Raw genomic sequence first — 12,479 nt, 5'->3', positions numbered from 1 at the left:
ACAGTCCTACCACGATCGGCGGTTGAGTTCACCAGCCGGGAGCTAGAGCCCGAATTCCCTGACCGCTGCGAGGAATTCGGCCGGCCGGGTGCTGTGGACGAGGTGACCGGTCTCGATCGTGACGAGGCGGGCGGCCGGAATGCGGTCGGCGAGTCCGGACAGCTGGTCCTGCGGGATGTGGCTGGTCGGGCCGCCGGCGATGACGAGGGTGGGGGCCGTGATCGCGGCGAGCCCCTCGCGCCAGGCCGGGTCGGGGGCGTTCAGCTGGGCGTCGGTGGTCGGGACGATGTCCCAGTCGAAGGCGAGGGGGCCCTCGGGGCGCTCGGCCACCGGGCGCGGCGGGTCGAGCGGGACGAAGGCCGGTGCCTCCTCCAGGACGAGGCGGCCGATGAGGCCGGGTTCGCGCTGGGCGAGGAGGCACGCGGCGGCGGCGCCCATCGAGTGGGCGACGACGGTGGCACCGGCGAGGCCGAGGGCCTTGATGAAGCCGCCGAGTTCGTCGCGGAAGTCCTCGAAGCCGTAGCGCCCCGGCCGGCCGCTGAGTCCGTGGCCGGGCAGGTCGAGGGCGTACACCCGGTGGTCGACGGCCAGGTCCTCGGTGATCTCCGTCCAGGTCGTGCTGTTCTCGCCGCGGCCGTGGACGAGGACGACGGGCCGGGCGTCCTCGGCTCCCGCGACCCGGTAGGCGAGGCGCACGCCGTCCACGGTGACCGTACGGACGTCCGGGTCGAGGAAGGCTGCGACCGGGCGGACGAAGGCGTCGGCGTCGTCGACCCAGGGGCAGTGGCCGGCACCCGGCTGGACGACGAGCTCCGCGTGCGGGAAGAAGGCCGCCGCCTCGGCCGCCTTCGCGGGCGTGGGGCCCGCGTCGTACTCGCCCGCCAGGATCAGGACCGGCGCGGTGAGCGCGCCGAGCGCGCGGCGGGTCGTCTCCGGGTCGTAGGCGCCCTCGCCGTGGTAGACGGGCGCCGCCTCCCAGTTCGTCTCCCGCCCGCCGGCCGCCGCGTGCTCCTGGGCGGCGGCGTCCCAGCGGCCGTAGGCGAAGGGGGCGGTGATCTCGTGGACGCGCCGCAGCGGGGTGTCCGGGCCGATCGCGTCCAGGGCGGTCCTGGCCTCCGGGTACCAGGGCCGGTCGGCGAAGACCTCGACGGCCTTGTCCCACTCCTCGTCGGTGGTCTCGACGCCGAGGGCCCGTCCGGCGGAGGTGACGAGGACGAGGGAGCGGATCCGCTCGGGGTGGGCGGCGGCGTACAGGACGGCGAGGTTCCCGCCGGCCGAGTGGCCGAGGAGGTCGATCCGGTCCAGGCCGAGGTGGGCGCGGAGGGCCTCGACGTCGCCGACCTGCCGGTCGCAGCGGTACGTGCCGGGGTCCGCGGGCTCGGCGCTCGCCCCGGTGCCCCGGGCGTCGAGCAGGACGAGGGCGCGGTGGGCGGCGAGTCCGCCGAGGTCCCCGAGGTAACGGGCGTCGCGCATCGGTCCGCCCGCCAGGCACACGAGCGGCTCCCCCTCCCCCTGTACGCGGTAGGCGAGTTCGGTCCCGTCATATGTCGTGATCGTCGGCATGCCGACGATCCTCACCGGCCCCGGCGGATCGCCGCAATCGGTTTCGCCGAGAGCACGACGACGAGGCGCGGCGGCGAAGCACGAGGTCACAGCGCCGGGCAGGCCGTGCGGTGCCGGGGGCGCGATACGGTGGGAGGATCGTCCCCGACCCGCGAAGGAACCGTTCGACCGTGCCCGACACCCGGGAATCCGCACTGCGCGGCGACTGCGCGAACTGCTTCGGCCTGTGCTGCGTGGCGCTGCCCTTCGCGAAGTCGGCCGACTTCGCCGTGAACAAGTCGTCGGGCGAGCCCTGCCGGAACCTCCAGGAGGACTTCCGCTGCGGCATCCACACCAGGCTGCGGCCGAGCGGTTTCCAGGGCTGCACGGTGTACGACTGCTTCGGCGCCGGCCAGCAGGTCTCCCAGGTGACCTTCGGCGGGGTGTCCTGGCGCGAGGCCCCGGAGACGGCCCGGCAGATGTACGAGGTGTTCCCGGTGGTGCGCCAGCTGCACGAGCTGCTGCGCTATCTCACCCAGGCCCTGGCGCTGCGGACGGCCCGCCCCCTCCACGCCGAGCTGCGGGTCGCGCTGGCCCGGGTCGAGGAGCTCACCGGGGGCACTCCGGACGCCCTGGAGAAGCTGGACGTGGCCGCGGTGCGCGCCGAGGTCAATCCGCTGCTCCTGCGGACGAGCGAACTGGTCCGCGCCACGGCCGGCGGCCGGCCGAGGAGCCGGCGCGGGGCGGACCTGATCGGCAAGCGGCTGCGCGGGGCGAAGCTGCGGGGCACGGACCTGCGCGGGGCGCTGCTCATCGCGGCCGACCTGACGGGGGCGGACCTGTCGCTCACGGACCTGATCGGCGCCGACCTGCGGGACGCCGATCTGTCGGGCGCGGACCTGACCGGCGCGCTGTTCCTGACGCAGCCCCAGCTGAACTCGGCGCGCGGGAACGCGACGACCCGCCTCCCGGAGGGCTTCGACCGCCCCGCGCACTGGACGGCCTGACGCTCCCGGGCCCGAGGGCCCGGGGCCTCGGTCGGGCAGGCTCACTCAGTGGGGCACGGTCACGACGATCTTGCCCACCTGGTGGCCGGCCTCCATGGCGCGGTGCGCCGCGACGATCTCGTCGAGCGTGAAGGTGCGGTCGACGGCCGGCTCGAAGAAACCGGTGCGCAGTCCTGACTCGACGAAGGCGCGGGCCCGGCGCAGCCGCTCCGGGTCCCTGGTCGTCTCCGGCATCGTGTAGGTCCGCAGGGAGACGGCGGGCATCCCGAGGTCGAAGCCGGGGTACGGAGTCGGCAGGCCGCTCACGGCTCCGTAGAGCAGCACGGCGCCGCCGGGGGTGACGGACCTGACGAGGTCGGTCAGGCCGGGTCCCGCGACACCGTCGAAGACGAGGTCGGCGCCGCGCCCGTCCGTGAGGTCCCGTACCCGCTCGGCGACGTCCTCCTCCTCGGTGACGATCACCTCGGCCGCCCCCGCCTTGAGCAGGGCGTCCTTCTTGGCGCGGGTGCGGGTGGTGGCGAGGGGCGTGGCGCCGATCCGGTGCGCGGTCCTGATCGCGGCCAGGCCGACGCTGCTGGAGGCCCCGGTCAGGACGACGGTGTCCCCGGCCCGCATTCCGCCGATCTCGACCAGTCCGCCGTACGCGGTGACGTACGGCATCCAGACGGCGGCGCCCTCGACGGGGCCGAGCCCCTCGGGGCGGGGTACGAGGGAGGAGGCCGGGACGATCGCGCGCTCGGCGTAGACGCCGTGGTCGTTCATGGAGAAGGAGGGCACGACGCTCACCGCCTGCCCGACCGCGAGTCCGCCGACCCCCTCCCCGAGGGCCTCGACGACGCCTGAGGCCTCCAGGCCGAGCCGGGCGGGGAAGCGCCGTGCCGGCTCGATGTAGTGGCCGCCGCGGAAGAGCGCCTCGGCGCGGTTGAGGCCGATGGCCTCGACGCGGAGGAGGACTTCGCCGGGGCCCGGCTCGCCCACTTCCACGTCCTCCAGGCGGAGCACCTCCGGACCGCCGTACTCGTGGAACCGCACTGTCCTGGCCTTGCCCATCGGGCTTCCCCTCCCCGCTCCGGCGACGGCGACGCGCGGACCGCTCCGCCGCCGTGCCACAGCCAAGCGCATGATTCGATGACTGTCAAACTTTGACGTCCATCAAACTTCGACCGCTGCCGTACGATGCTCCCGGAGGTCGAGAAGACGATGACGGCAGCGGCACGAACCGGCGGACGGGACCGCGTCCCGCCCCACCCCGACCTGGCCGGGATCGGCCTGCAGCAGGTCCTGGAGGCCCTGGTCGATCCGGTCAGACGACGGATCGTCGCCGAGCTGTACGCGGCGGGCGAGGAACTGGCCTGCGGGACCATCGAGCTGCCGGTCAGCAAGTCCACGGCCACCCACCACTTCCACGTCCTGCGCGAGGCCGGCCTCATCCGCCAGCACTACGCCGGCACCTCACGCATGAACACCCTGCGCGGCGAGGAGTTCGAGGAGCGCTTCCCGGGACTCCTGCGATCCGTCGTGACCGCGCACGACGAGGCGTAGACGTCAGATCTCGTACAGGTACGGCGTCGTGGTCGTCAGCGTCAGGAAGCCCAGGCGTTCGAGGATCGGCCGACTCGTGTCCGCCGCGTCGACCTGGACGTAGCGGTGGCCCCGTTCGGCGGCGATGCGGGCGCGATGGGAGACCAGGGCGCGGTAGAGGCCGCGACCGCGCCAGCCCTCCACGGTGCCGCCGCCCCAGAGACCCGCGAAATCGGTGCCGGGGTACAGCTCCATGCGGGCGGCGCTGACGGGCTCCCCCTCGGCCAGGGCGACGACGGCGGTGACCGTGCCGGGGTCGGCCGCGAGCCGGTCCAGCAGCTGGCGGCCGAGGCGGGAACTGTCGGTGCCGAAGGCGCGCTCGTGGACCTCGACGACCTGGCGGACCCCGGCCTCGTCGGTGACCGCGCGGAGTTCGACGCCCTCGGGCAGCGCCACGTCCCGCGGCAGGGCGGCGGCCTCGGCGGCCATCAGGGTCTCCGGCTCCTCGGAAATGAAGCCGGCCGCGCGGAGCCGGTCGCCGAGGTCGGCGGGGGTGTCGTGCGCGTACAGCTTCCACTCGAAGGACAGGCCGGCGGCGCGGTAGTGCGCGATCTGTCCGGCGATGGCGGCGTCGGCGCCGGACGCGTCGAAGCCGGACCACAGGACGCCGTTCCAGGCGTGCGCGGGGCCGGTCTGGCGGACGACGCCGTCGACGTGCTCGACGCGGCAGCCGGGGCCGTCGGGGCGGGCCTCGCGGCGCAGCTGGAGGTCGTGGAGGTCACGCAGGTGCTGGGGTTCCATGGCGGCCACTCCAGCACCGGCGTCGGGGGCCGGGCAACGGGTTTTGCCCGGTCTGCGGTCAGGCGCGCGGGCGCACCTCGACGTTCTCCAGGATGCCGACCGCGTCCGGCACGAGGATCGCGGCGGAGTAGTAGGCGGAGACGAGGTAGGAGATGATCGCCTTCTCGTCGATGCCCATGAAGCGGCAGTTGAGGCCGGGCTCGATCTCGTCGGGCAGGCCGGTCTGGTGGAGGCCGATGACGCCCTCGTTGTCCTCGCCGGCGCGGACGGCGATGATCGAGGAGCTCTGCCGGTCGGTGACCGGGATCTTCCCGCAGGGGAGGAGGGGGACCCCGCGCCAGGCCGGGATCCGGTGCCCGTCGACGTCGACGGAGCCGAGCGCGAGACCGCGCTTGTTGCACTCCTTGCCGAAGGCGGCGATGGCCCGGGGGTGGGCGAAGATGTAGTCGGTGTCGCGGCGCATGCTGAGCAGGTCGTCGAGGTCGTCGGGGGTCGGCGGGCCCGAGTGGGTCTGGATGCGCTGGTCGAAGTCGGTGTTGTGGAGCAGCCCGAACTCGGGGTTGTTGACGAGCTCGTGCTCCTGGCGCTCGCGGAGCTCCTGGACGGTCAGGCGGAGCTGCTGCTCCGTCTGGTTCATCGGCTGGTTGTAGAGGTCGGCGACGCGGGTGTGGACCTTCAGGACGGTCTGGGCGACGCTGAGTTCGTACTCGCGCGGCCTGAGTTCGTAGTCCGCGTACGCACCGGGCAGCGCGGCCTCGCCGACGTGGCCGGCGCTGAGCTCGATGGCCGCCTCGCCGGCCCGGTTGACGGGACGGCGGTGGCCGTTCGTCCCGGCGCCCTGGACGTGGTCGCGGAGGTTCTCGTACTGCTCGGCCACGGCCAGGTAGGCGGTGCGGGGCAGGGCGAGGAGGGTGACGGCGGTGACGGCCTTGGCGGTGAAGTCCCACGTCCCGTCCCCGGCGAGCACCTGGCCGCCGAAGGTGTCGCCGTCGCCGAGCCGGCCGAGGAGGGTCTCGTCGCCGTACTGTCCGGTGCCAAGCTTCTCGATCTTGCCGTGGGCGATGAGGTAGACGTGGTCGGCGCTCCGGCCGGCGTTCACGACGATCTGGCCGGGCTCGTACTCCTGCTGGACGAAGCGTTCGGCGAGGGCGCCGAGTGCGGTGGGATCGTCGAAGCCGCGCAGCAGCGGGAGTTCGGCCAGCTCGGCGGGGATGACCTCGACCCTGGAGCCGCTCTTGACGAAGGTGACGCGGCCGTCGCCGACCACGTACGAGAGGCGCCGATTGACCCGGTAGACGCCGCCGGGGGTGTGGATCCAGGGGAGCTTGCGGAGCAGCCAGCGGGAGCTGATGCCCTGCATCTGGGGTTCGGACTTGGTGGTGGTGGCGAGGTTGCGGGCGGCGGCGGTGCTGAGGCTGAGCTGCACCTGGCGGAGCTCGATGGCGGGCGGGATGGCCGCCGGCTCGGTGTCGACCGACATGGGTGACTCGCTTTCTGGGGCGTTCGCGGACTCTCGTACGTCACTCTCCGCATCCAGATGTAACGCACGGTGGTGTACGTCATCCGGGTGCGGCGCGAACGGGTGGGAGCGCCGCGCGGCGGCGGCCGCCCCGCGAGCGCCGTGCGCGCTCCGCCGTCCGGGCAGCGGCCCGGAGGGCCGTCGGGCGGGAAAAGTCCCCCCACCCCTTGCCAAGCCCCGGGTGCCTCCGGTTTTACTGACCCCGAACGGATCAACCGAATGATCGGTTGTCCGTTTTACGACGGCGGAGGAGTGGCGCATGACGGAACTGCTGGACAGCGGCGAACGGCTCGGGCGCGAGGAGCTCGCGGCCCTCCAGCTGGAGCGGCTGCGCACGACCCTGCGGCACGCGTACGAGAACGTGGACTTCTACCGGCGCTCCTTCGACGCGGCCGGACTGACCCCGGACGACTGCCGTACGCTCGCGGACCTGGTCCGCTTCCCGTTCACCGCCAAGTCGGACCTGCGCGAGCACTACCCCTTCGGCATGTTCGCCGTCGACCAGTCCCGGATCCGGCGGATCCACGCCTCCAGCGGCACCACCGGCCGGCCGACCGTCGTCGGCTACACCGAGGCCGACCTGGACATGTGGGCCGACGTGGTGGCCCGCTCCCTGCGCGCGGCCGGGGCACGCCCCGGGCACAAGGTCCACGTGGCCTACGGATACGGCCTGTTCACCGGCGGCCTCGGCGCCCACTACGGCGCGGAGCGCCTCGGGTGCACGGTGATCCCGGCGTCCGGCGGCATGACGGCCCGGCAGGTGCAGCTCATCCAGGACTTCCGGCCCGAGATCATCATGGTGACCCCCTCGTACATGCTGACGCTGCTCGACGAGTTCGAGCGGCAGGGCGTGGACCCGCGCTCCACCTCGCTGAAGGTCGGCGTCTTCGGCGCGGAGCCGTGGACGGAGGAGATGCGCAAGGAGATCGAGGAGCGGTTCGCGATCGACGCGGTCGACATCTACGGCCTGTCGGAGGTGATCGGCCCCGGCGTGGCGCAGGAGTGCGTGGAGACCAAGGACGGCCTGCACGTCTGGGAGGACCACTTCTACCCGGAGATCGTGGACCCGTTCACCGGCGAGGTGCTGCCCGACGGGGAGGAGGGCGAGCTGGTCTTCACCTCGCTCACCAAGGAGGCCATGCCGGTGATCCGCTACCGGACCCGTGACCTCACCCGGCTGCTTCCGGGGACCGCGCGGGTGTTCCGGCGGATGGAGAAGGTCACCGGGCGCAGCGACGACATGATCATCCTGCGCGGGGTGAACCTCTTCCCCACCCAGATCGAGGAGATCGTGCTCCGCACCCCGGGCGTGGCTCCGCACTTCCAGCTGCGGCTGACCCGGGAGGGCCGGCTCGACGCCCTGACCGTGCGGGCCGAGGCCCGCCCGGACGCCACACCCGAGGAGCGCGAGGCGGCGGCCCGGACGGTCGCGGCGGCGGTGAAGGACGGGATCGGGGTCTCCGTGGACGTGGAGGTGGTCGACCCGGAGACGCTGGAGCGCTCGGTGGGCAAGATCAAGCGGATCGTGGACCTCCGGGGCGCGTAGCCTGGGGGGAGGAGGTGGTTGCGATGCTGTCGGACTCCCCCATAGCCGCGATCATTCCGGTCAATGACATGAACCGGGCCAAGCAGTTCTACTCGGAGACCCTCGGTCTTCCCCTCACGAGGGAGTCGGCCGAGGACACCCGGTACGAGTGCGGTGGCACCACGATCGGTCTCTACGAGACGCCCTACGGCGGCAAGGCCGAGCACACCCTGGCGAGCTGGAAGGTCGACGACCTCGACGCGGAGATGTCGACGCTGCGCTCCAAGGGCGTGACCTTCGAGGACTACGACCTCCCCGGCCTCAAGACGGTCGACGGCGTGGTCGAGTCGGACACCATGCGGGGCGCCTGGTTCAAGGACAGCGAGGGCAACATTCTCTGCGTGACGGAGGAGCGCAAGGGCTGACGCGCGGGCGCACGGGGCGCCGGCCGCGAACGGGCGGGCCGACCCCCCGTGCCTCACGGTGTCAGGAGGCGCCGAAGCGGTCCCTCAGGTCCCGCTTGAGGATTTTGCCGCTGGCGTTGCGGGGAAGCGCGTCCACGAGGAGGACGCGCTTCGGCGCCTTGAAGTGGGCGAGATTCTCGCGGGCGTGGTCGAGGAGTTCGCCCTCGGTGACCTCCCCGCGCGGGACGACGACGGCCGTGACCGCCTCGATCCACCGCTCGTCGGGGAGGCCGATGACGGCCACCTCGGCGACCGCGGGGTGGGTGTAGAGCGCGTCCTCCACCTGGCGGGAGGCGACGAGCACGCCACCGGAGTTGATGACGTCCTTCACCCGGTCGACGATCGTGAGGTAGCCCTCGGCGTCGCGGACCGCGAGGTCCCCCGAGTGGAACCAGCCGCCCCGGAAGGCCTCCTTGGTCTCGTCGGGCTTGCGCCAGTAGCCCTCGCACAGCTGCGGGGAGCGGTAGACGATCTCCCCCGGGGTGCCGTCGGGCACGTCCTCCCCGTCCTCGCCGACGACACGGGCCTCGACGTGGCGCACGGGACGGCCGCAGGAGTCCATCCGGCCCTCGTGCTCGTCGGGGCCGAGGACGGTGGCGAGCGGGCCGATCTCCGACTGGCCGAAGCAGTTGTAGAAGGCGAGCTCCGGAAGCCGGGCGCGCAGCCGCTCCAGGACGGGCACGGGCATGATCGAGGCCCCGTAGTAGGCCTTGCGCAGGGCCGAGAGGTCGCGGGTGGCGAAGTCGGGGTGGTTGGCGAGGCCGATCCAGACGGTCGGCGGGGCGAAGAGGCTGTCGGCGCGACCCGCCTCGATCAGGTCGAACAGGACGTCCGGGTCGGGTCCGTCGACGATCGTGTTCTCGGCGCCGACGGCGAGGTAGGGCAGCAGGAAGACGTGCATCTGCGCCGAGTGGTAGAGCGGCAGCGCGTGCACCGGCCGGTCGTCCTCGCTCAGGTCCAGGGCCTCGATCGCGCTCGCGTACTCGTGGGCGAGGGCGAGGTGGGTCATCATCGCGCCCTTGGGGAGCGCGGTGGTGCCCGAGGTGTAGAGAAGCTGGGCGAGGTCGCGGGCGTCGCGGTCGGTGAGGTACTCCTCCGGTTCGGCGAGCGCGTCGAGCAGTGAACCGGGCGCGTCCCGCAGGGCCTTGACCGCGAAGCCCTCGGGGATCCGGCCGGCGAGGGCGGGATCGGCGAGCACCAGCGAGCTGTCCGACTGCTCCAGGACGTACGCGAGGTCCTCGCCGGTCAGGTGGTGGTTGACCGGCACGTGGACCAGACCGGCCCGGGCGCAGGCGAGGAACGCGACGAGGTAGGCGTCCGAGTTGTGTCCGTACGTGGCGACGCGGGCGTACTCCGGCAGGGCGATCCCGTGCTCCGGCTCGCGCAGGACGGCGGCGGCCGTGGAGACGGCCGCGTCCAGCTCCGCGTACGTCCAGGTCCGGTCGGCGTACCGCACGGCGATCCGGTCGGGCACGCGCCGGGCGCTCGCGCGCAGGAAACCGTCGACGGTACGGCTGAGGAGTCGGTCCATGCGGTGATCCTCGGCGCGGAGCACACGGAAGGTCAAGTACCGCGCGGGGGCGCCGTGTCCACCCGGACCTCGGATACCGAACGGGATGTTGACAAGGGGGCGGGCAGCTGCGTGCATGGTCCAACCCGCAGTGCTCATCAGCCCGTTGGGAGGCACCTTGCACCTCCGTACCCGCCTGAAACACCTGGCGCTCACCGGCGCGGCCCTCGCCGTCGTCACGGCCTCGCTGCCCGGCGCGGCGGCCGCCGACTCCGGCGGCCGGGACCGCCACCCCGCCGACCGGGGCCTGTCGGCCGTCATCCGCTACACCGAGTACGGCATCCCGCACATCGTGGCGAAGGACTACGCGAACCTCGGATTCGGCACGGGCTGGGCCCAGGCCGCCGACCAGGTCTGCGTGCTCGCCGACGGCTTCCTGACCGTGAACGGGGAGCGCTCCCGGTACTTCGGCCCGGACGCCGCCCCCGACGGCTCGCTCTCCTCCGCCACCACGAACCTCTCCAGCGACCTGTACTTCCGCGGCGTGAAGGACGCGGGAACGGTCGAGGACCTGCTCGACACCCCGGCGCCGGCCGGGCCGAGCCGGGACCTGAAGGAACTGATGCGCGGCTGGGCGGCCGGCTACAACGCCTGGCTGCGGAAGAACCGCGTCACCGATCCGGCCTGCGCGGACGCCGACTGGGTCCGTCCGGTGACCGCGCTCGACGTGGCCCGGCGCGGCTTCGCCGTCTCGGTGCTCGGCGGACAGGGCAGGGCCGTGGACGGCATCACGGCCGCCCGGCCGCCGGCCTCTCCCCCGGCGACCACGCGCACCGCCGCCGACTCCGGCACCGTCTCCGACCCGGACGAAGCCGCCGAGGCGGCACGTGCGCTGTTCGCTCCCGAGAACGCCACCATGGGCTCCAACGCCGTCGCGTTCTCCGGGGCCACGACGGCGAACGGGCGCGGGCTCCTCCTGGGGAACCCGCACTACCCGTGGCAGGGCGGCCGCCGCTTCTGGCAGTCGCAGCAGACCATCCCGGGCGAGCTGAACGTCTCCGGCGCCTCGCTCCTGGGGACGGCCGTGGTCAACATCGGCTTCAACGACAAGGTCGCCTGGAGCCACACCGTCGCCACCGGGGTGCCGCTCAACCTGCACCAGCTGACGCTCGCGCCCGGCGACCCGGCCTCCTACCTGGTGGACGGGAAGCCGGAGCGGATGACGCCGCGCGCGGTGACCGTGGCCGTGAAGGACGGCGCGCCCGTCACCCGCACCCAGTGGTGGACCCGGTACGGGCCGGTCGTCGGCGGCCTCGGGGCGCAGCTGCCGCTGCCGTGGACCGCGGCCACGGCGTACGCCCTTAACGACCCCAACGCCCTCAACCTGCGGGGCTCCGACACCGCGCTCGGCTTCGGCAAGGCCCGCTCCACGCGGGACATCGCCGACACCCTGGAGCGCACGCAGGGCCTGCCCTGGGTCAACACGATCGCGGCGGACTCGGCGGGGCACTCCCTCTTCACCCAGTCCCAGGTCCTCCCCCGGATCACCGACGAACTCGCCGCGCGCTGCTCCACCCCGCTCGGCCGGGCCACCTACCCGGCCTCGGGGGTCGCCGTGCTCGACGGCTCGCGGTCGGACTGCGCGCTCGGCTCCGACCCGGACGCGGTGCAGCCGGGCGTCTTCGGCCCGGCGCGGATGCCGGTCCTGCGGGACGCCCCGTACGTGGAGAACTCCAACGACAGCGCCTGGCTGGCCAACGCCGACCGGCCGCTGACCGGTTACGAACGGGTCTTCGGCACGGTCGCGACGCCGCGCTCGCTGCGCACCCGGGGTGGGATCGAGGACGTGGCGGCGATGGCGGACGGGGGCCGGCTCACGGTGGCCGACCTCCAGCGCCAGCAGTTCGCGAACCGGGCGCCGGCCGGTGACATGGCGGCCGCCGACGTGGCCGGGGCGTGCGCGTCGGCGCTGCCGGAGGACCCGGAGGTCTGCCGGGTGATCGGGGCCTGGGACCGGACGATGGACACCGGCAGCCGGGGCGCGCTGCTCTTCGACCGGTTCTGGCGGAGGTTCACGGGCACGGTGAAGGCGGCCGACCAGTGGAAGGTGCCGTTCTCGGCGGCCGACCCGGTCCGCACCCCGAACACCCTGAACACCGGGGTGCCGGAGTTCGCGAAGGCCCTCGCGGGCGCGGCGGCGGAGCTGCGGGCGGCGGGCATCGCGCTGGACGCACCGCTCGGCGCCCACCAGTTCGTCGTACGGAACGGGGAGCGGATCCCGGTGAGCGGCGGGACCGAGTCGCTGGGCGTCTGGAACAAGGCCGAGCCCGTGTGGAACGCGGCGGGCGGCGGCTACGTGGAGGTCGCGCACGGGACCAGCCACGTGCAGGCCGTGGGCTGGGACGGCAGCCGGTGCCCGGTGGCCCGCACCCTGCTCTCGTACTCCCAGTCGTCGAACCCGGCGTCCCCGCACTACAGCGACCAGACCCGGTTGTTCGCGGGCGAGCGCTGGGTGACCTCCCGGTTCTGCGAGAAGGACATCCTGCGCTCGCCCGGCCTGCGGGTGGTGGTCGTCAGGGGATGAACGGGT

General features: G+C 73.1%; 10 protein-coding genes. 5 read left to right on the top strand and 5 right to left on the bottom strand.

The window, feature by feature from the left end; translation table 11 throughout:
- Positions 1-42: 42 nt before the first annotated feature.
- On the bottom strand, positions 43-1,563 hold the full coding sequence (locus BLW86_RS34205) for an alpha/beta fold hydrolase (RefSeq protein WP_093877604.1): 1,521 nt from the start codon (positions 1,561-1,563) through the stop codon (positions 43-45).
- A 170-nt stretch (positions 1,564-1,733) separates the two neighbouring features.
- Between BLW86_RS34205 and BLW86_RS34200 the strand changes: the two genes are divergently transcribed.
- Entirely contained in the window at positions 1,734-2,549 is an 816-nt protein-coding gene (locus tag BLW86_RS34200) for a pentapeptide repeat-containing protein (protein ID WP_093877603.1), read from the top strand.
- Positions 2,550-2,594: 45 nt separating this feature from the next.
- Here BLW86_RS34200 and BLW86_RS34195 read toward each other — a convergent pair whose 3' ends face one another.
- Positions 2,595-3,599, bottom strand: coding sequence for a zinc-dependent alcohol dehydrogenase family protein (locus BLW86_RS34195; RefSeq protein WP_093877602.1), 1,005 nt, complete (start codon positions 3,597-3,599; stop codon positions 2,595-2,597).
- Between the two features lie 150 nt (positions 3,600-3,749).
- On the opposite strand from BLW86_RS34195, the gene BLW86_RS34190 reads away from it, so the two are divergent.
- Positions 3,750-4,091 (top strand): ArsR/SmtB family transcription factor, encoded by a 342-nt coding sequence (locus BLW86_RS34190; RefSeq protein ID WP_093879024.1) that lies wholly within the window; start codon positions 3,750-3,752, stop codon positions 4,089-4,091.
- Positions 4,092-4,094: 3 nt separating this feature from the next.
- Here BLW86_RS34190 and BLW86_RS34185 read toward each other — a convergent pair whose 3' ends face one another.
- Together BLW86_RS34185 and BLW86_RS34180 are read right to left on the bottom strand one after the other, a co-directional pair.
- Entirely contained in the window at positions 4,095-4,871 is a 777-nt protein-coding gene (locus tag BLW86_RS34185) for a GNAT family N-acetyltransferase (RefSeq protein ID WP_093877601.1), read from the bottom strand.
- 58 nt (positions 4,872-4,929) lie between these two features.
- Positions 4,930-6,351: a family 2B encapsulin nanocompartment shell protein gene (locus BLW86_RS34180; RefSeq protein WP_093877600.1), complete on the bottom strand. Its 1,422-nt coding sequence runs from the start codon at positions 6,349-6,351 to the stop codon at positions 4,930-4,932.
- Between the two features lie 298 nt (positions 6,352-6,649).
- On the opposite strand from BLW86_RS34180, the gene paaK reads away from it, so the two are divergent.
- Entirely contained in the window at positions 6,650-7,936 is a 1,287-nt protein-coding gene (paaK, locus tag BLW86_RS34175) for a phenylacetate--CoA ligase PaaK (protein WP_093877599.1), read from the top strand.
- Positions 7,937-7,959: 23 nt separating this feature from the next.
- A complete protein-coding gene (locus tag BLW86_RS34170; protein WP_093877598.1) occupies positions 7,960-8,340 on the top strand; it encodes a VOC family protein in 381 nt (126 codons plus the stop codon).
- 61 nt (positions 8,341-8,401) lie between these two features.
- Here BLW86_RS34170 and BLW86_RS34165 read toward each other — a convergent pair whose 3' ends face one another.
- Complete coding sequence (locus BLW86_RS34165; protein WP_093877597.1) at positions 8,402-9,910, bottom strand: fatty acyl-CoA synthetase; 1,509 nt, start codon at positions 9,908-9,910, stop codon at positions 8,402-8,404.
- 157 nt (positions 9,911-10,067) lie between these two features.
- On the opposite strand from BLW86_RS34165, the gene BLW86_RS34160 reads away from it, so the two are divergent.
- Positions 10,068-12,473 carry a penicillin acylase family protein gene (locus BLW86_RS34160; protein WP_256341516.1) on the top strand — a complete coding sequence of 802 codons (2,406 nt, stop codon included), beginning with the start codon at positions 10,068-10,070 and terminating at the stop codon, positions 12,471-12,473.
- Positions 12,474-12,479: the final 6 nt, after the last annotated feature.

The sequence above is a fragment of the Streptomyces sp. TLI_105 genome, assembly GCF_900105415.1.
Classification (GTDB): Bacteria; Actinomycetota; Actinomycetes; order Streptomycetales; family Streptomycetaceae; genus Streptomyces.
This window is presented reverse-complemented; position numbering and strand designations above follow the sequence as displayed.

Coding starts and splice junctions, on each gene's coding strand:
- BLW86_RS34205 (WP_093877604.1), bottom strand. CDS start 1,563: ATGCCGACGATCACGACATATGACGGGACCGAACTCGCCTACCGCGTA.
- paaK (WP_093877599.1), top strand. CDS start 6,650: ATGACGGAACTGCTGGACAGCGGCGAACGGCTCGGGCGCGAGGAGCTC.
- BLW86_RS34190 (WP_093879024.1), top strand. CDS start 3,750: ATGACGGCAGCGGCACGAACCGGCGGACGGGACCGCGTCCCGCCCCAC.
- BLW86_RS34165 (WP_093877597.1), bottom strand. CDS start 9,910: ATGGACCGACTCCTCAGCCGTACCGTCGACGGTTTCCTGCGCGCGAGC.
- BLW86_RS34180 (WP_093877600.1), bottom strand. CDS start 6,351: ATGTCGGTCGACACCGAGCCGGCGGCCATCCCGCCCGCCATCGAGCTC.
- BLW86_RS34185 (WP_093877601.1), bottom strand. CDS start 4,871: ATGGAACCCCAGCACCTGCGTGACCTCCACGACCTCCAGCTGCGCCGC.
- BLW86_RS34170 (WP_093877598.1), top strand. CDS start 7,960: ATGCTGTCGGACTCCCCCATAGCCGCGATCATTCCGGTCAATGACATG.
- BLW86_RS34195 (WP_093877602.1), bottom strand. CDS start 3,599: ATGGGCAAGGCCAGGACAGTGCGGTTCCACGAGTACGGCGGTCCGGAG.